Below are 17,855 nucleotides of genomic sequence, written 5' to 3'. Positions count from 1 at the left end.
GCAATATTATACAATTTTTAATGCGTATCATAATAATAAAGGTTTAAATCCTTATTTCGTCTAACGTTACAGCTATACGACGTTTGCCGAGGCCAACCGGGCCGAGGCAAATGTGGTTGAGCGGAGGCGTGGGAAGCGTAGCTGACCTAGCCGTAGCGAAACCCGAGCCGCCCGCCAGGGCGGCGCAGCGTATAGCGTTTGTTATGCGACGTGCACTATGTTTGTTCTTTTATAGTCTTTATTTATCTATTACTACTATATTTTCTTGATAATATTCCCATCTCTTAAATTCGTCAGGAATAGTCTTATTAAAAATATCATTTGTATAATATTTTAAGACACTATCTCTACAATCGGTTATTAAGATATAAATATTATCATTTTGTATTTTGATTATCCCATTCTGCCAGGGAGCAACACCTCTCATCCAACCATCAATTATTATTGTATTGCCATTTTTTTCTATAAACCTTGTACCAAAACATTCTATAAAATATTCTAAATCTGAACCCAATAATTCTTTCAACTTATTTTTATCATATTTACTCTCTACAATATAATCTAATCTTCTATTCATTTCTTCTTCTTTTGTTAAAGGTTGTTCTTCATATTTTCCATCGTAATATACAGAACTACCAGCTCCAATTTGATCTCCATATACAATAACTTCAATATTGTCTTTATGCTCGATGAATAATATTACACAGCCCTGATCAAAATCAGCAATATGCGTATAATAATAACCGTCCTTAATTTTTATTAAGTTACCTTCAATATTTCCAAAATTTGCATTATTTGTTGCATCGATTGAAAAGTCCATTTCTGATGAAATAGTTAATTCGGCTTTTGAATATAATTCAGTTCTATACCAAGTTCCTATAATATCTTGTGAAAAGATATGGCTACTTATAAAACAGAGCAATATTACCAAGAATTTTTTATTCATGTTACAATTCATCCGTATCATTGAAGAATAAGATTTAATAACCCTTTGGCATACCAGCGTGCATTTCGCATAACGTTACAGCTATACGACGTTGCCTGAGCGTAACCGACGCGAAGGCAATGTGGTTGAGCGGAGGCGTGGGAAGCGCAGCTGACCTAGCCGTAGCGAAACCCGAGCCGCCCGCCAGGGCGGCGCAGCGTATAGCGGTTGTTAGACGACGTTGGACCTTTACATATATTCATCTATTTTATTTTCTGTTTTTATTTTTTATAAATCTTCCATATGATAATGAATCTTTCTGAACAAGTTTTTTTATTTCATACAAAAAGTGTATTGAAAATACAATAGTATATATATTTGTAATAATTTGTGAGTTTATTACATTCCAATATATAAAGTCCAACTGAAGATATCTTATCATATTTACATTTATTATAACTAACGGTAATGTTAAAAATAGATTATATTTAATAATTAAAACTGCATGTATTGGTATCACAACATATAAAAACGAATGTATATTTCTATGCTTTACTACTTTGTAGCATAATATGTATCTTAAAATGCCTATTAGGCCGGGGAAAAATGAGAGTATATATGCAATATTATAGGCTTGAATATTAACAGGGAATTTACTTGTTTTTACTAGTGAAACTAAAGTACCAAATGCAATAAAGCAATATATAACGAATTGCTTTATTGTGATAGATTCTTTTTCAATTTCTTTTTCAAGATTCTTAATACTAATTAGTACCATGTTTTATTTCCTATCAAAAAATATTCTTAGAGCAATTGTCCAATGTCGTCTAACGTTACAGCTATACGACGTTTGCTGAGGCCAACCGGGCCGAAGCAAATGTGGTTGAGCGAAGGCGTGGGAAGCGCAGCTGACCTAGCCGTAGCGAAACCCGAGCACCGACCGAAGGGAGGAGCGGAGCGTATAGCGTTTGTTAGGCGAAGTAAAAGTGCTTTTATTCTCTTTCTAACCTAAAAATAAATAAGCCATTATAATTTTTATGATGCATTATTAAATTCCCATCTTCCATAAAAAAATGGTAATAATCCATTCTGCCATTTTTAAATCTGATATCCAACTTATAGTTAAGTTCATCATAACTTTGAAAGATTGTATTTTCAGCTCTTGTTATAAGCCACCCATGAATACTTTCACTTGTACTTATGCTTCCTTCAAAAATATCATCAGGAACTACTTTCAAATATCTTAATGTTGAATTAATAATTTCCCCATCTGGGATAGTTTTACCATTTGTTTTCCATGTACCTAACATCCATTCTGGAGGTTTAATTTGGCTAAGAACAATATTACCGTACTTATTTGTATATTCATTATGATTAAATTCCAAATCATATACTTTTTTAATAATATTTGAAGCAAAGTCATCAACATTATTTGCCCAAGAAATATCCTCTGTAATATATCTATCCAATGAATACTTTAATCCTTCTATTCTTTTTATAGTTTTGTCTTTATTGAAACTTTCAGATATATTTTGAATAGGTATTAATATAGGTACATAGACTACTTGCATACTCCTTATTTCTATCATTCTTGGGTTATGATATAATGCAGATGTATTTTTTAAAAAATCTATATTATCTATCCAGCTCGATAAATATAATATGTTTCCATTTTCTTCTTCAAATACTTTTATGAATGAATAATCTTTTAGAAGGAAAATACTATCTTCATTTCTATTATTAATAGATATTTCTAAGTAAAGATACATACCATCATTTGATTCTATGTATTTTTTTGATAAAAACATATCCAATTTATCTACTATATCTTGTGCGAATATTTGCCCAGAAATGAAAAGTAGAAATAATAGAAAATATATTTTTTTCATAACACAACCTATATTATTACTGGAGAAAATCTCACTTTTATTTCGCCTAACGTTACAGCTATACGACGTTTGCCGAGCGCAACCGGCGCGAGGCAAATGTGGTTGAGCGGAGGCGTGGGAACGAATGTGACCTAGCCGTAGCGAAACCCGAGCCGCCCACCTGGGCGGCGCAGCGTATAGCGTTTGTTAGGCGAAGGATTGCTATACCCATTAATATTCTAGTATTTTTCTTACAATTAAAAAGTCTAAATTATTGAAAGAATAGAAAAGTAATTATTATCTATAATAAATCATGTGCTTACATCTAATATAGATTTTTTATTATACATGATTTCTTATTGTTTTTAAAATACTATTAATATCAACTACTTATTCTTTGTGACTTTTTTGTGCATTATTTAAAGTATATCATTTTTTTTATTTAATACTTTTTCTAATTCTATAGCGCCACTCTCCCATAATTCCTTATACATTTTTATTACTTCAAATCCTTGCTTTTTATAAAATGATATTGTTGATTTATAATTACTATTTGATTCTTCTGGTACTGTTTGAACCATTATTCTTTTAAATTTTATTTTCCGAATATATTTTTCAAATTCTTTATATAATTTTGTTCCATATCCATATGACCTACTTTCCAATCTTGTTGCCATTAAAGTTATTACAATATTTCCATCAAAACTTGAAAATATAATAAATGATTGTATTTTCTTTTTGTCCAATAAAACAAATAGATCTTGGAAGTATAAATCGTACGGCACAAGTTCAGGTATTTCCTTTGTAAACCATGTGCCTGTTAATTCATTTATTATCTGTACTATTTCACTGATTATTTTTTTCTTATGCCCTGGTCTTTTATATAATTTGCATTTCATATTTCTACCTTATGTATTTCTTTTAGCAAAGTCAATCTTTCGCCTAACGTTACAGCTATACGACGTTGCCTGAGCGTAACCGACGCGAAGGCAATGTGGTTGAGCGGAGGCGTGGGAAGCGCAGCTGACCTAGCCGCAGCGAAACCCGAGCCGCCGACCAGGCGGCGCAGCGTATAGCGTTTGTTAGACGAAGTTGGGCACTTATACTTTTCTTAATTCTTCCCATTAGTTTATATAATATTATTCTTTATTTTATATTATCATTCTTAAATATTTTTCCTATAAAATGTTTCTTGATTTTATATTATTAAAATTTTGAAGATTTTATATTTTATTCGGAAAAGTATTAGAATATAATTTTCTTATATATTTTAACATTTTATTAAGTATTATTTTTTCTTCTTTTTTGATAAAAATGGTTTCTAGATATTTTAATATTTCGTTTATTATTTGTTTCTCCAGCCCAATATCATTAATTTTCCCATCTAAAAATGTTACCGTATATCTTCTATTAAGATAGGAATGCGATTGTGCCTCTTCTTCATTTTCCCATCTATGAACAGTTTTAACTCCATTTTTTACTTCAATTATTCCATATTCATAATTATAAAAGTAGATTTCTTTGAATAATTCTGTCTTTTTATTATAAATTATTTTCAGATAATTTTTTGTAAAATCTGTTCTTAACTCTTCTTTATATTCCAGTGTTATTATATTTTCCATATAATTCTCAAAAGTATTTTTCCAGAAAATTTGCCCAATTTCGTCTAACGTTACAGCTATACGACGTTGCCTGAGCGTAACCGACGCGAAGGCAATGTGGTTGAGCGGAGGCGTGGGAAGCGCAGCTGACCTAGCCGTAGCGATACCCGAGCACCGACCGAAGGGAGGGCGCAGCGTATAGCGTTTGTTAGGCGTAGTTTTGATTTATTGATTATATACCAATATTCCATTTTCTATTCTGGGGCTAAATTTTCCGTCCCTTCTTTCTCGACTAATTATTAATTCTTCTTCTTTTGTTTTTAAATTATATTTATATAAACTTCTCATTTCATTTTCATCATCATATTGGTCATATTTATAATAATTACTATAATAAAAAATCTCATTTTCTGTATCAATAGTATATTCTTTCACAATATCTTTTGTTTTTATTGAAAACAGATATAATTGTTTTTTATCAATATCTGCCTTCGCAATATATGCAACTTCTGAAGGAAAATACGTTAAGAACCATAATACATTTCGGTCTGTTGACCAATTCACTATATATACTGTATCGGATGTTGGGTATTCCGTGATTTCATCATCCCATTTATATTTAAATAATATTTCATTTAAATTGTTTGTAATAATTATATATTTATAATCTTCATTAATTGCACAATATTCATTTTTTGGGGAAAATATTTTTTGAATTATTTTTTCATTATTAATATATTTTACTAAAACAGGGTCATTTGTAAATGATTTTGTATTAATTATATCTGCATATATATTGTGGCTGCAGTGCATTATTAATAATAGAAATATAATTTTGCATATTCTTTTTGTTTTCATATATTATTCCAGAAACATTTTAGTAAAAGGCAAAATTACGCCTAACGTTACAGCTATACGACGTTGCCTGAGCGCAACCGGCGCGAAGACAATGTGGTTGAGCGGAAGCGTGGGAACGTACGTGACCTAGCCGTAGCGAAACCCGAGCCGCCCGCCAGGGCGGCGCAGCGTATAGCGTTTGTTAGACGCAGTGGCGTTTTATCATTCCCATTAAATCTATATTTTTTTATGCTTCTCTATTAAAATCTTCTAAATTTGAGCAATTCATTTTTAATTTGCTTTTATCCTTTTCTGCAATTCCTATTATTATCCTTTCTTTAATCTCTGGTATTGTAAGATAATGCTTCATCATTTCTTCATATGTTTTGGTATATTCTTTATTTAATAATTCATTCTCAGTAATCCAATGTAATATTCCTTAATTTGTTTCTAACGCTTCTTTTTTATTTGAAATAAAAATATACACATTAAATTTCCTTAAAACTGTCTCATATAGTTTTATTCTTCTTTATAATTCATATGTATATATTTGTGTACAAATCCAAGGGACTCCCAGAATTTTATACCATTCTCATTCCAACTATATACATCAATTTCTATTTCTGTTTTATTGAGATACAAAAGTAAGTTTTTGAATGATTCCTTGCCATATCCTTTATTTCGATATTCTTGTTTAATAAAATATTGCCGTAAATATATGGGGTCTTTACTTATGTTACATAATGCATAACCTATTGTATTTAAATTTTCTTTAAAATAATATGCTTTATAATTACTTCTTAGGAATTCCCTCATTCGTTTTTCTAATTCCGATATAGTCATTACATTTTCTGCTTTTTCATCTTCTATGAGTTGCTTATTCATCATTGCTAATATTGGTATATCTTCAGACGAACATTCTTGTATGTGTATCATTTCATTTTTTCCATTGATTAACGGCGCCATTGCGTCTAACGTCCCGGGTGTATACGACGTTTTGTCAGCCCGAATAAGGGCTTGCGAAGCAAGGCCAGGGCTGACAAAATGTGGGTGGAGGCTGGCGTGGGAATGAAATGACCTAGCCAGCCGGAACCCCAAGGAGCGTAGCGACGAAGCGTATACACGCTGTTAGGCGCAGTCTTTTATATTAGTTTGAGTGATATTTATATTTCCATTTGAATATTTTCTTCAACATATCTAATCCCAACTGGGGATATTGTAACCTTTTTAGTTTTTGCATCATAATGCACTAAATCTGATGAATGAGCTTTTAAAATTACTTTTTCAACAAATTGACTTGAATTCTTATATTCAATTGCTGTCTGTAAATATTTTATATCTTGACTGTTCTCGGTACTATACAAAAGGGCTAACATTTTATCTTTAGCATCTAAGTTTTTTCCTAACACCCTAACATGATTGTCAAAAGCCCAGATTATAGGCAAAGTTCTGTCAGTTATATTATTCACAATAATCTGTGCATCTTCTGTAGTTGTTTCATGGAAAATCCTAATTAACTCTCCCATTATCCATTTTGACATTTGGACAACAACAGTCGCATCCATCTGATTAGGATCAACATCAGAACCGACATGACCAACATTACGATTATTTCTTATTTCATATAAAGCCATTAACATTCTGGGTATTTGAATTCGAATTGATCTAGGAAATGATGAGGCAAGCTCTAATTTTTTACACGCTTCTACCATATTTTGAGGTTTTTTTGGTTTATCACCAAAAGAACCATCTGTATGACCTTTTAATATTGAATATACCACTTCAGAAAATTTGCCACCATTCAATTCAGCAGGCTCCCAACGCCTTTCTCGAAAATTTCTGATAATTTTATTAAATTCATCGATTAACTGTTTCTTATAAGAGTCAGGAAGTGATGGAAATAAATTAATCATTGCTTTTTGGAAGTTCATGCTCTACAAAATTTCTTCCTGCTGGCGTTGTTTTCAAATCGTTATAATCTGCTGTATCTAGAGTTCCTTTTCTTGATCCCGCAACAGTTATCCCAGCAATTAAATTTCTCGGTTCTTTCCATTCTTTTACTAACCTAAAAACTGTAAAAACATGGTCGATAGTCACAGGAGATTCTTTCAATATATTTTCCAAATAATAAACTACAACAGGATATTTATCTTCATTGCTTTGCGGTTTTTTCTTAATAATAAAATCAGAAAAAGAAACCTTACCTTGAGGTGATAAGTTTAGTGTTTTAATAATTTTGGGAGTATATTTTGCACCTTTTTTCCGTGGTGCCTTTTGTTTTTTTACTGCTTGAGGTGTAGGCGGAACCGGTGTCTTCTTTTTATCTTCTACAGTAATAATATTAAGACAGGAAATTAGTCTATTATAAACATCACTCTGTAGTTCAGAATTAGAGAATTTATTTACAATTTCAGCAATTTTCTCCATTTTAACTACTAATTCATTAAATTCATTGTCCTGCATATTAAAACCTTATATCCTTATTAAGGTCTAATTTTACCATACATCCCCCTAATTGTCCAACAGAACAATTTTATAAAAGATTGCGCCTAACGTCCCGGGTGTATCCGACGTTGTGCAGTGGGTAATAGGGATTTGCGTAGCAAAGACCGCCACTGCACAATGTGCCGGAGTGAGGCGTGGGAAGCGTAAGCTGACCTAGCCGAACGCAGGCCAGCGCACGAAGTGCGCGTCTGCGGATACACGCTGTTAGATGCAGTTGCGCCTACCCCAATAATTTGTATTTCCTCTGGGTCATCATCAATGAGTATATCAAAATCATATTTTCGTAAATCCTTATAAATTCCTTTTCCTTCCGGATCATAATCTTCTCTCGCGATAACATCTACAAAATACTTTCTTAAATCATTATATTTCATTATTTCCAAGGCTCTCGCCTTAGTCGAATTTGTCAATAAATGAAGTTCATTTTTCTGTGAAATTGTCTCAAGAAAATATTCAATTCCAGGACGTTTTGTTGAGCCAAGTTCATCTATTAATGTATTATCCATATCTATCGCTATTTTCATTTATATTTATTTATAGGCTTTATTTAAATCAGTCAAATGATTTTTTATATGTTTATATACAACTTCCAAATGTTCTTGAGGTGAATAACTTCTTGAACCTTTTTTATAGGGTATCAATTCTATTTTCTTATTTAAGATATTTTCATTTATAATTTTTTGAGCTTCAATCAGTCGTTGCGATAATTCCCTTATTGGAGTTTCCTTAAATTGTCTCACTCCATTTTCATTAACTTCATATAAAGAACCTTTTAAGGGATTAGGTTTTCTATCTTCTACTATATCACTAACATTTCTCGCAAAACTTTCATGCCATGATAGTATATGACCTAAAACATCTTTTGCCGACCAATCCGTATAAATGATTTTTGAATAATCTTTCCCGTCATCATAAAACACTAATAAATCAGTAACTATATCCTGTTCTGATTTTAGAATCTCATTTATTGAACGTTCTAGTCTCACAAAATACCTTCAGATAGTTTTTTATTTTGATAACCGTGCGCAATTGCATCTAACGTTTCGGGTGTATCCGACGTTGGACAGCAGCTAATAGGACTTGCGAAGCAAGGCCGCTGCTGTCCAATGTGCCGAAGTGAGGCGTGGGAAGCGCAGCTGACCTAGCCGAACGCAGGCCAGCGCACGAAGTGCGCGTCTGCGGATACACGCTGTTAGACGCAGTGCCCTAGCTTCATTTAATCTAAATCTTTATATTCATTTATTAATCTTATCGTTTCTTCATTACATTTTGAAAGATCTATTTCTTCAACAATTGTATCATTATAAATTCTTATTAATGAATCAATCGCCGTTTCAATTACATCAATACTATCTTTTCCATAGATTATTTCCAAGAATTTATCTTTATAATTACCTCTGTATAAAGTGGTTAAACAGTTAATAGCAGCAGTCCTAATTCCATCATCATTTGAATTAAGATATTCATTAATGAGCTTTTCTTCTTTACTTCCAATTTCTCCTCGCAAACCTAAATCATCAATTTTCCAGAGAATACTTTTAATTTTATCATTATCAGTTGCTTTTATTAGTTCTTTAAATAAGCTTTCTTGTTCCAATTCTTTTAATGCTGTTGATTTATAACTTCCTTTCAATAAACAAGCTGGGCATAAACATCTTTTTCTTTCGTGAGATTTTGGATAATGCCTCCATCCAATAACTTGCGGCAAATTTTTTATTCTAATAATTTCTTTTGAACTTATTTTCCTTTCAATTATTGTCTGGAATCCCATCTTATCTTCCAGACTAAGAAAAGTTTTATGAGCTTCTTTTGATAAACCCATAATCATTTTTTCAGTATATTTTCCATAATAAACTTCATCATCATCTGGTATACGAAAATATACTGCTATTATTTCGTTTCCGGAATTATATTGTTTAATCTCTCGTAGCCATTGATGGGTTGCATAAAAATCATTAATAACCGGCATACAGAAAACACCTTTAGGAATGTTTTCATAATGTATTTTACTGGTTTTAATACCATTCTGTATTATTTTGTTCTTATTTCTTTCTTCTGTTAAGTGTACAAATATACTCATTCAATATCTTCTTTGCGTTAATTCTGGGGCATTGCGTCTAACGTTACAGCTATACGACGTTTGCCGAGCGCAACCGGCGCGAGGCAAATGTGGTTGAGCGGAGGCGTGGGAAGCGTAGCTGACCTAGCCGTAGCGAAACCCGAGCCGCCCGAATGGGCGGCGTAGTGTATAGCGTTTGTTAAGTGCAGTACCCATTGTTTTTATTCTATTTTTGTTTCATTCATTATTTCATATTTTAAGTTTATATATGAATCCATTAATGTCTTATTTTCTATTAACTTTAATGCCTTTATTTTTTTTAGATCATCAAATGTTTGTAATGACTCTCCGTCAATTAATGTTGAGGTTTCTTTCCCACCAATTAATGCCGGTGCTATAACTATTGATATTTTATCAATCAATTTTTCTCTCAATAAAATTGAATTTAATGTCCCTCCAGTTTGAATAGTCATTGATTTTATCCCATATTTATTTTTTAATTTATCAAACAAATCCACAAAATCTATTTTATTTTCATAATAAATTATATGAAAATTTTCTTCGTTTTTATATTCAAATGCAGGATGATTTCTATTGTTTGTAACTAGATAAAATCCTTTTGATAATTTTATAAAATATTCAATGCCAATATGATTCAAATGTGGTTTATTGTCTATAATTATAAAACTTACGCTAATTTTAGACACATTTTCTTTTTTAATATTTGAGCCAATTTTTGCCATTACCTTTCCACTATTCATTGAAAAGAGGTCCGTTGTTTTTTCTATTTCATAATATTGTTTTAAACCATCTTTTATTCCAATAATTTTTGGAAAATCTTTATCTACATCGCGCTCATCAATATTTCCAGTAGATATTTTTCCATCAACAGACATAAGCATAAATAATGTTGTTATTGGTTTTCCCACAAAAACTCCTCTTTTTTTTTAAAACAAAAGTCAATGGGTATTGCACTTAACGTTACAGCTATACGACGTTTGCTGAGGCCAACCGGGCCGAAGCAAATGTGGTTGAGCGGAGGCGTGGGAAGCGTAGCTGACCTAGCCGCAGCGAAACCCGAGCCGCCCGCATGGGCGGCGCAGCGTATAGCGTTTGTTAGACGACGTACATTAGGATATTTTTGACAATATGTATTGATTTACTGAAATACCTTCTTCGGCTGATTTTATTGCTAATTTCCTATGTACTTCCGAAGGTATTCTTAACGTTAAATTGCCTTTATATTTTTTTAACCCGAATGGTTCCGGAATTTCTTCTTTTTCTTCTTCCATCCATTCAATGGTTTCTTTTACCACTTTCTCTATCTCCATTAAGGCTTTCTTTGCTGTATCCCCGTGGGCCATTAATGAAGAAAATTCAAGGCACCGCGCAATATGCGCATTATCTTCTTCTGACCATTCTACCCTGTATGTATATTTATCAACTAAGTCTTTAGCTTCCATGTTTTTCCTCTAGTTTTTCCAGTGCCCTTAAAACCATTTTTACTTGATATGGTTTTGCCATTTTTCCATCTTTTTGGATATTTATCCTTGGATCTCCTTTCCAAGGTGTTTTAAAAATATGATGGCTTCCAGTAATCCTTGGCTTTCCAAAATAGTGGATACAAATCTTTAGTAAATCCTCAAATTTTACATTCTTTGGATTCTTTAAGCCATCAATATTCATATAATATATGATAGCATATATACTATCATGCGGCAAGTACAATTTTATTAGAAAATGTATTTATATATTATTGGCCTAATGTATGTCGTCTAACGTCCCGGGTGTATCCGACGTTGTGCAGTGGCTAATAGGGATTTGCGTAGCAAAGACCGCCACTGCACAATGTGCCAGAGTGAGGCGTGGGAACGAACGTGACCTAGCCGAACGAAGGCCAGCGCCGATAGGCGCGTCCGCGGATACACGCTGTTATATGCAGTTGCGCTGAACATAATTATTCCATTACTAGTTTTATCCAATTGGTTTTTATACTAATGTCTTCTTCATATATTTTAATCGTGTTCTTTATTATTGCTATTTGATTAATGTTTTGTGTCTCTATTTCTAATTCATGTTTCTTTTCCAGTATTTTATTCTCTAATTCTTTTATTTCCTCTCTCTGCTCTTCTATTATTTTTTTAACATTTTTATATCTTCTCATATATTCTGAAAATTCATTAAATTCTTTGTTCAAACTTTTTTCTAAGTTTTCCGGATCTGTATTTTCATCTATTATTAGATGTGATGCATTTTTAGGAATTTTATAATATCCGAAATACATGTTCGAATAAGCACCCTCATTTTCGGGGTAGATTTTTATTTCTATTCTAAATTCATCTGTATTTTCATTTTTATGATATTTTAAAGTCTGTATCCACGCTTCAATTGTCAGATGATTTATTGTGGTGTAATATTTTACTCCCCTTTTTATAAACCCATTTTTCTTAAAATATGGTGTGATAAAATCTTTTATAATTTTCTTTTGTCAAGGCCGAGCGAAGCGAGCCCGAAGGGTTTAGCCTTTACAAATGAAAAATGAACCGTACAATGAAAAGACGCGAGATGGAACACACCGAGTGACGCCCTTTCCAGTAATACCTTGAGTAATGGCTTTAGCTTTTATTTTTACAGAAAATGTTTTACTCCATTATTTCAGTTAAGATTTTAAAACATATATTTTTCAAGTTTTATATTTCTTCTTTTACTTTATTTTTATGCAATTAATATCTAATAAAATATTCTCTTTAGAAGTATTTATATTTAAACATTAAACTTTTAGAAAATCATTCTTCTCGTATTTCTTATTAAGAATGTAACACAATTTTTTTTCATAAAACTGTTTTTTATATTCTTCTCTCATTTATGGTTTATGAAATGTCCCGCCATGGACGGCGGGCTTACGGAGATAAATCTGGGCAATAAATTTCGTATAACGTTACAGCTATACGACGTTTGCTGAGGCCAACCGGGCCGAAGCAAATGTGGTTGAGCGGAGGCGTGGGAGTCTTTAGACGACCTAGCCGCAGCGAAACCCGAGCCGCCCGAATGGGCGGCGCAGCGTATAGCGTTTGTTAGGCGACGTTTTGTTAGGCTAGATTATATCCGTATCCTATCATTGGATACTGCTTATCTCCAAATGTTTTTTCCATATTTTCGACTTCTCTTCCACCACGCTTCTTATAAAAATCATTGTTTCTCAGACCTTTTATTGCCCATATAATCATTTCTTTACATCCATTGCTCCTGTAATATTCTTGCATATAGTTTAACAAGTTTGTTCCTATTCCTTTACCTTGAGAATCTAAACTAATATATAGTCGTATTATTTCGCAATCATAATTTTTATTATGTAATATGTTTCCAGAAATAATTCCGTAAATATTTTGATCCTCTTCATATATATACATTGTTTCAAGATGCTCTTTTATAACTTTTTCTAAACTATTCTGAAAAAAATCCGCTGTTCTCTTCTCAAGGAATGATTCATCAAATACATCCTTGTAAGTTGATTTCCATACAGATGAAAACATTGATGCTGCTTGAGGAATATCGTCATATATAATTTTTCGTATCATTTTATTAACTTTGTATATTTTCTAAATATAAAACTTCTTTATTAAGTTTTTGTGCATATGCGATTTCATCTTTCACTGCATTTCCAATATAACCATGTTTATTTACTACAAATATTGAATCTGATAGTTGAATCTTCATAAAATGTTCTTTATGTAAAAGATCAATTTCTTCGTGAGTGTATTCTTCTTTTGCTTTCACTGGATAGATAATACTCAATACACAGTTTCCTTCCAGTGCGAGTCTCTCTGTATATTGTTTTATATCCGCTTCAAATTTCAGGCTGCCACATATAGTAATAATTTTCATTGGCATCCTCCTACAATATTTTTCAAAATGTCGCCTAACGTTACAGCTATACGACGTTGCCCGAGGCCAACCGGGCCGAGGGCAATGTGGTTGAGCGGAGGCGTGGGAGTCTTTAGACGACCTAGCCGCAGCGAAACCCGAGCCGCCCGCCAGGGCGGCGTAGTGTATAGCGTTTGTTATGTGCAGTACCCATTGTTTATTATTTATTTGCCCAAGAAAAAGTGTTTACTATTTCAAGAGCAATTTCTTCTGCATTTTGTACATTTTCATTATAATAATCCGTTAAGTGAATTAAAATATGTCTTTTTTCACCAATGATATAATATTGTACAGTTTTTACTCTTGGAATTTCATTTTCATCTTCTATTGTGAATATATATAAAGGGTCACCTTTGTCTGTAAATGTTCCAGAACCATACACATGTCCTTCCCCTGCCTGTGCTAACATCTGCCTTAAAATTGCATATCTAAATGTCATGTGATCATCAAGAACATATCTATTTGTACCCATTTCTACTGAAATATTAGTCGGTAAATTCAAATATTTTGAGTCTTCATTTGCATAAAAATATTTTTCACCCCTTGTCCATTGAGGAACTTCTACCCAACCTGCTGATATTATATATGAACCAAATGACTTTGTAATTATTCTGTCTTCAATTTCAAGAGTATTATTATCTTTTTGTTGGCTTGCACACCCAAAAGTAATAGTAACAAATATCATTAAAATTATTCTTGAAAAATATCTTTTTAACATAAATTACTCCTTTATATTAGTCTCCATATTTATATCAAACAATTGCCAATGGGTATTGCACATAACGTTACAGCTATACGACGTTTGCTGAGGCCAACCAGGCCGAAGCAAATGTGGTTGAGCGGAGGCGTGGGAACGAAGTGACCTAGCCGCAGCGAAACCCGAGCCGCCCGCCAGGGCGGCGCAGCGTATAGCGTTTGTTAGGCGACGTACCTTATTTTTTTATATTAATAAATAATTAATTTGTATGCTTTGTATTATTTTTTCGTTTATTAAAAATATAACCTCTACATTTTTTCCATAATAAATTATATTTTCACCTTTACCTTCGTAATAATGATTTCCAAACGCTATTTTTAATTCTTCAAATGTATTACCAATATTTATTTTTTTGACTCTACCTAATTTATTATTGTATTCAACAGATGCGTATAATTGATTTCCATTCTCAAAGATATAATACGTATGTATAAAATCATTATATATTAATTCCCTTATTCCAATAACAGTTCCACCTTCAAAAGAAAAAGGTTTAATAGTTTTTATCCTATCTTCGATTGGATTCCCATAAGTATTAATTACACCATCTTTATCTTTAAATGATTCTTGATACTTAATTCCATTTAATAGTTCATTATCAATAAATGATTGTATTTTTTCTCTTGAAATATCAAAATCGTTTTGAATAACATCTTGATTTGAATAGTCTTCTGCCTTAAGAATGTTATTACATATTACAGCAAAAAGAAAAAGTAAGATAAGGTTTTTCATAATTTTCCAGAATTACAATAAAGTGGTATGTCGCCTAACGTCCCGGGTGTATCCGACGTTGGACAGCAGCTAATAGGACTTGCGCAAGCAAGGCCGCTGCTGGCCAATGTGCCGGAGTGAGCCGTGGGAAGCGTAGCTGACCTAGGCGAACGCAGGCCAGCGCCGACAGGCGCGTCCGCGGATACACGCTGTTATGCGCAGTCCGGTCGGTCGTATTTATTTCAGAAACAGACTGTTGTAGTATTTTAGAATCTTTGTCTCCTGTTAATTAAGGCTTGAGATTTTCTAATTTTCGAATTGTTTCTATATTTACCCTATCAATGTCGGTTAACATATTCTCAGAAAATGATTCATTTTTTTTATACAAGGGCCAATTAATGAGCATTTTAAATGCATCAAATAATTCTTCATCTTGAAAAATATAACCATATTGTGCATAAAATATATTTCTCATTATACGCAATTGATTATTGGTGAGGAATATCAATTCATAAGGCCCTAGATATCTTTCTGATATTTTAGACTCTCTACTCCCAAGAGGAAAATGACCTAATTGAATAATATTATTTGGATATTGACCAAGATAACAATATTGGGGAGTAGAACCCCAGATTTTTAAAAATAAAACAATATCGCGACCATAATTCTCAACAAAAGTATTCGTAAACTGAATCTGCCAATTATTATTATCATTTTTTTTAAGTGAATACAAACCTGGATGTAATGTTTGTAAAAATAGTAATTCATCGTTTAAGTCAAAGGGATTCATTCTATCATATTTTTTCGTAACCATCACATTACTAATCCAATAGAATTCATAAAAGAGTTCTTTTTCCAAGACATTATTTATAGCTAAAAGATTATTGCTAATATTTATGCTAAATTCAGGTATACCTTTCCATTCCGGAAGATTCAAACCAGTAAACATTGTGTTATTATAACCACAAGTTACTTCACGCAAACTGCCAGACATTCCATTAATGTATTTTACTTTGATTATTGTTTTTTCCTGCGCCGGGAATACACAATCAATAACCGCCCAATAAACCGGTTCATCAGGGAATGGATACATATCATTTTTTAATCTCTCTTCAGCTAATTCCGATTTATATTCCTTTTTCTCACTATTTACCCAAAACTCAACGCCATCAGGAATTGGCGGAACATTTCCCCTATCCTCCCAATTATAAAACAATAATCCAACAGATAATCTTGTATCGCTTTTACTATTATTCTTTATTGTATATTCAGCCTGTATTACATATTCATCAGAAGGGAAATATTTATTTTCATGAAAACTTATAAAAACTTCTTCTTTTATTAATTCAAGCATATCATATTCACCAGTCTCACTATGAGGGAGTAAACTGCTAATATTGTATGAAGAAATCCAGTTGCTTTCTGAAAAAAGATTTATTGATAGGAATAGAAATATCACACTTAATAATCCGATCTTTTTACATTGAGATATCATAAATAATCTCTCCATAATGCAGTATTAGGATACATATTCCCACAAAAAAATATTTCATTGACTATGAATGAAATTTGCCAAATACATCCCGGGCGGATTGCGCATAACGTCCCGGGTGTATCCGACATTGGACAGCAGCTAATAAGGACTTGCGCAGCAAGGCCGCTGCTGTCCAATGTGCCGGAGTGAGGTGTGGGAAGCATAGCTGACCTAGCCGAACGCAGGCCAGCGCACGAAGTGCGCGTCTGCGGATACACGCTGTTATGCGACGTTTTTTGATTCCAGTAAAAGTATTTTTCTTTTTCTTAAATCAAATCCCATAATCATTCCGTATTATATTATGTATACTGAATGGCTGTTTCCAACCATCCAGTATACAATTGACCACTTACTTGTGGTTTGAAGGAGTGGTTGAACCTTGGTGGGTGGCCACTTCTTCTCTGATTATACACTTCTTACACTGGTTAATTGTGCCCTTGCATGACTGACAGATGTCCAAAGCATCTATCTGCTGTACAGCATTAAGAACCAATTGGTCCAGTGTCTTAGTCATAGGCTGGCGATAAAACCAGGCTAACCGACGAAGGACATAAATAGCGTCCCTGCTCAACTGCGGTGAGTAACCGCGACTCAATGAAGTAGTGTGCATATAGCACCTCCGTAAAATGATGTATGCGAAACAGCCAAGCCATCTCGCACCAGGAGGTGCGTTGTCACGCCACACCTTTTCATTTGTCAAGGCCGAGCGAAGCGAGCCCGAAGGGTTTAGCCTTGACGAATCAAAAGTGTGGCGTATACTGAAAAAGTGCGAGATGGAATATTCCAGATTCGCCTCTTACAGTCTCGTCTTTTTTATTTTCCTTATTTGCCCTCATAAAATATCACAATCCGTTTTAGAAAAAGCCATCAAAAAGTGATTGCCGTTTTTCTTTTATAAAAATGAACAATCCGTTTTGATATAAATATCATAAGATATGTTTTACACCTTCAGAAGGAAATTCCTTATCTTTCAAGAAATCATTCCGGAGTATAAATGCCATTATTTTATTTTTTTCAGAAGATTTCGAACCAGTTTTCAAAAAATGTCGCATAACGTTACAGCTATACGACGTTTGCTGCGGCCAACCGGGCCGAAGCAAATGTGGTTGAGCGGAGGCGTGGGAAGCGTAGCTG

At 33.1% G+C, this 17,855-nt stretch carries 21 protein-coding genes; all 21 read right to left on the bottom strand.

From position 1 onward, the window contains the following. Positions 1-238: 238 nt before the first annotated feature. Complete coding sequence (locus tag JFL75_RS15985) at positions 239-946, bottom strand: hypothetical protein (RefSeq protein WP_215627675.1); 708 nt, start codon at positions 944-946, stop codon at positions 239-241. 247 nt (positions 947-1,193) lie between these two features. Next, a complete protein-coding gene (locus tag JFL75_RS15980) occupies positions 1,194-1,703 on the bottom strand; it encodes a hypothetical protein (RefSeq protein WP_215627674.1) in 510 nt (169 codons plus the stop codon). A 214-nt stretch (positions 1,704-1,917) separates the two neighbouring features. Then, a complete protein-coding gene (locus JFL75_RS15975; protein WP_215627673.1) occupies positions 1,918-2,814 on the bottom strand; it encodes a hypothetical protein in 897 nt (298 codons plus the stop codon). A 398-nt stretch (positions 2,815-3,212) separates the two neighbouring features. Then, positions 3,213-3,692 (bottom strand): GNAT family N-acetyltransferase, encoded by a 480-nt coding sequence (locus JFL75_RS15970; RefSeq protein ID WP_215627672.1) that lies wholly within the window; start codon positions 3,690-3,692, stop codon positions 3,213-3,215. 324 nt (positions 3,693-4,016) lie between these two features. After that, positions 4,017-4,415, bottom strand: coding sequence for a hypothetical protein (locus JFL75_RS15965; protein WP_215627671.1), 399 nt, complete (start codon positions 4,413-4,415; stop codon positions 4,017-4,019). Between the two features lie 204 nt (positions 4,416-4,619). Beyond that, the gene (locus tag JFL75_RS15960) at positions 4,620-5,252 is read right to left on the bottom strand and encodes a hypothetical protein (protein WP_215627670.1); all 633 of its coding nucleotides are present in this window, start codon (positions 5,250-5,252) and stop codon (positions 4,620-4,622) included. A gap of 498 nt (positions 5,253-5,750) precedes the next feature. Further along, complete coding sequence (locus tag JFL75_RS15955) at positions 5,751-6,197, bottom strand: GNAT family N-acetyltransferase (protein ID WP_215627669.1); 447 nt, start codon at positions 6,195-6,197, stop codon at positions 5,751-5,753. A 197-nt stretch (positions 6,198-6,394) separates the two neighbouring features. Continuing rightward, positions 6,395-7,162 (bottom strand): hypothetical protein, encoded by a 768-nt coding sequence (locus JFL75_RS15950; protein WP_215627668.1) that lies wholly within the window; start codon positions 7,160-7,162, stop codon positions 6,395-6,397. Further along, entirely contained in the window at positions 7,137-7,694 is a 558-nt protein-coding gene (locus JFL75_RS15945; RefSeq protein WP_215627667.1) for a hypothetical protein, read from the bottom strand. Before JFL75_RS15945 ends, JFL75_RS15950 begins: the two co-directional genes overlap by 26 nt. Before the next feature lie 86 nt (positions 7,695-7,780). Continuing rightward, positions 7,781-8,260: an NIF family HAD-type phosphatase gene (locus tag JFL75_RS15940; protein ID WP_215627666.1), complete on the bottom strand. Its 480-nt coding sequence runs from the start codon at positions 8,258-8,260 to the stop codon at positions 7,781-7,783. 6 nt (positions 8,261-8,266) lie between these two features. Beyond that, the gene (locus tag JFL75_RS15935) at positions 8,267-8,722 is read right to left on the bottom strand and encodes a hypothetical protein (protein WP_215627665.1); all 456 of its coding nucleotides are present in this window, start codon (positions 8,720-8,722) and stop codon (positions 8,267-8,269) included. Positions 8,723-8,952: 230 nt separating this feature from the next. Further along, positions 8,953-9,816, bottom strand: coding sequence for a hypothetical protein (locus tag JFL75_RS15930; protein ID WP_215627664.1), 864 nt, complete (start codon positions 9,814-9,816; stop codon positions 8,953-8,955). A 200-nt stretch (positions 9,817-10,016) separates the two neighbouring features. Beyond that, positions 10,017-10,724: a dihydrofolate reductase family protein gene (locus JFL75_RS15925; RefSeq protein ID WP_223292673.1), complete on the bottom strand. Its 708-nt coding sequence runs from the start codon at positions 10,722-10,724 to the stop codon at positions 10,017-10,019. Between the two features lie 201 nt (positions 10,725-10,925). After that, positions 10,926-11,258 carry a type II toxin-antitoxin system HicB family antitoxin gene (locus JFL75_RS15920; protein ID WP_215627663.1) on the bottom strand — a complete coding sequence of 111 codons (333 nt, stop codon included), beginning with the start codon at positions 11,256-11,258 and terminating at the stop codon, positions 10,926-10,928. Next, positions 11,248-11,481, bottom strand: coding sequence for a hypothetical protein (locus JFL75_RS15915; RefSeq protein ID WP_215627662.1), 234 nt, complete (start codon positions 11,479-11,481; stop codon positions 11,248-11,250). The genes JFL75_RS15920 and JFL75_RS15915 overlap by 11 nt, the downstream gene beginning before the upstream one ends. 271 nt (positions 11,482-11,752) lie before the next feature. Continuing rightward, entirely contained in the window at positions 11,753-12,079 is a 327-nt protein-coding gene (locus JFL75_RS15910) for a hypothetical protein (protein ID WP_215627661.1), read from the bottom strand. Positions 12,080-12,884: 805 nt separating this feature from the next. Beyond that, positions 12,885-13,373 (bottom strand): GNAT family N-acetyltransferase, encoded by a 489-nt coding sequence (locus tag JFL75_RS15905; protein ID WP_215627660.1) that lies wholly within the window; start codon positions 13,371-13,373, stop codon positions 12,885-12,887. Between the two features lie 4 nt (positions 13,374-13,377). After that, on the bottom strand, positions 13,378-13,680 hold the full coding sequence (locus JFL75_RS15900; RefSeq protein ID WP_215627659.1) for a hypothetical protein: 303 nt from the start codon (positions 13,678-13,680) through the stop codon (positions 13,378-13,380). Between the two features lie 199 nt (positions 13,681-13,879). Then, complete coding sequence (locus JFL75_RS15895; RefSeq protein WP_215627658.1) at positions 13,880-14,437, bottom strand: hypothetical protein; 558 nt, start codon at positions 14,435-14,437, stop codon at positions 13,880-13,882. A gap of 222 nt (positions 14,438-14,659) precedes the next feature. Further along, complete coding sequence (locus JFL75_RS15890; RefSeq protein WP_215627657.1) at positions 14,660-15,208, bottom strand: hypothetical protein; 549 nt, start codon at positions 15,206-15,208, stop codon at positions 14,660-14,662. A gap of 268 nt (positions 15,209-15,476) precedes the next feature. Continuing rightward, positions 15,477-16,541: a YARHG domain-containing protein gene (locus JFL75_RS15885; protein ID WP_215627656.1), complete on the bottom strand. Its 1,065-nt coding sequence runs from the start codon at positions 16,539-16,541 to the stop codon at positions 15,477-15,479. Positions 16,542-17,855 lie beyond the last annotated feature (1,314 nt).

This window comes from Breznakiella homolactica (assembly GCF_016616095.2).
GTDB lineage: Bacteria > Spirochaetota > Spirochaetia > Treponematales > Breznakiellaceae > Breznakiella > Breznakiella homolactica.
Note: the sequence above shows the minus strand (reverse complement) of the source record. Positions and strands in the feature narration are given on the sequence as shown.

What these genes read in the sequence shown, in the direction of transcription:
- JFL75_RS15985 (WP_215627675.1), bottom strand. Translation starts at nt 946, where the DNA reads ATGAATAAAAAATTCTTGGTAATATTGCTCTGTTTTATAAGTAGCCAT.
- JFL75_RS15980 (WP_215627674.1), bottom strand. Translation starts at nt 1,703, where the DNA reads ATGGTACTAATTAGTATTAAGAATCTTGAAAAAGAAATTGAAAAAGAA.
- JFL75_RS15975 (WP_215627673.1), bottom strand. Translation starts at nt 2,814, where the DNA reads ATGAAAAAAATATATTTTCTATTATTTCTACTTTTCATTTCTGGGCAA.
- JFL75_RS15970 (WP_215627672.1), bottom strand. Translation starts at nt 3,692, where the DNA reads ATGAAATGCAAATTATATAAAAGACCAGGGCATAAGAAAAAAATAATC.
- JFL75_RS15965 (WP_215627671.1), bottom strand. Translation starts at nt 4,415, where the DNA reads ATGGAAAATATAATAACACTGGAATATAAAGAAGAGTTAAGAACAGAT.
- JFL75_RS15960 (WP_215627670.1), bottom strand. Translation starts at nt 5,252, where the DNA reads ATGAAAACAAAAAGAATATGCAAAATTATATTTCTATTATTAATAATG.
- JFL75_RS15955 (WP_215627669.1), bottom strand. Translation starts at nt 6,197, where the DNA reads ATGGCGCCGTTAATCAATGGAAAAAATGAAATGATACACATACAAGAA.
- JFL75_RS15950 (WP_215627668.1), bottom strand. Translation starts at nt 7,162, where the DNA reads ATGAACTTCCAAAAAGCAATGATTAATTTATTTCCATCACTTCCTGAC.
- JFL75_RS15945 (WP_215627667.1), bottom strand. Translation starts at nt 7,694, where the DNA reads ATGCAGGACAATGAATTTAATGAATTAGTAGTTAAAATGGAGAAAATT.
- JFL75_RS15940 (WP_215627666.1), bottom strand. Translation starts at nt 8,260, where the DNA reads ATGAAAATAGCGATAGATATGGATAATACATTAATAGATGAACTTGGC.
- JFL75_RS15930 (WP_215627664.1), bottom strand. Translation starts at nt 9,816, where the DNA reads ATGAGTATATTTGTACACTTAACAGAAGAAAGAAATAAGAACAAAATA.
- JFL75_RS15920 (WP_215627663.1), bottom strand. Translation starts at nt 11,258, where the DNA reads ATGGAAGCTAAAGACTTAGTTGATAAATATACATACAGGGTAGAATGG.
- JFL75_RS15915 (WP_215627662.1), bottom strand. Translation starts at nt 11,481, where the DNA reads ATGAATATTGATGGCTTAAAGAATCCAAAGAATGTAAAATTTGAGGAT.
- JFL75_RS15910 (WP_215627661.1), bottom strand. Translation starts at nt 12,079, where the DNA reads ATGTATTTCGGATATTATAAAATTCCTAAAAATGCATCACATCTAATA.
- JFL75_RS15905 (WP_215627660.1), bottom strand. Translation starts at nt 13,373, where the DNA reads ATGATACGAAAAATTATATATGACGATATTCCTCAAGCAGCATCAATG.
- JFL75_RS15900 (WP_215627659.1), bottom strand. Translation starts at nt 13,680, where the DNA reads ATGAAAATTATTACTATATGTGGCAGCCTGAAATTTGAAGCGGATATA.
- JFL75_RS15895 (WP_215627658.1), bottom strand. Translation starts at nt 14,437, where the DNA reads ATGTTAAAAAGATATTTTTCAAGAATAATTTTAATGATATTTGTTACT.
- JFL75_RS15890 (WP_215627657.1), bottom strand. Translation starts at nt 15,208, where the DNA reads ATGAAAAACCTTATCTTACTTTTTCTTTTTGCTGTAATATGTAATAAC.
- JFL75_RS15885 (WP_215627656.1), bottom strand. Translation starts at nt 16,541, where the DNA reads ATGCTTGAATTAATAAAAGAAGAAGTTTTTATAAGTTTTCATGAAAAT.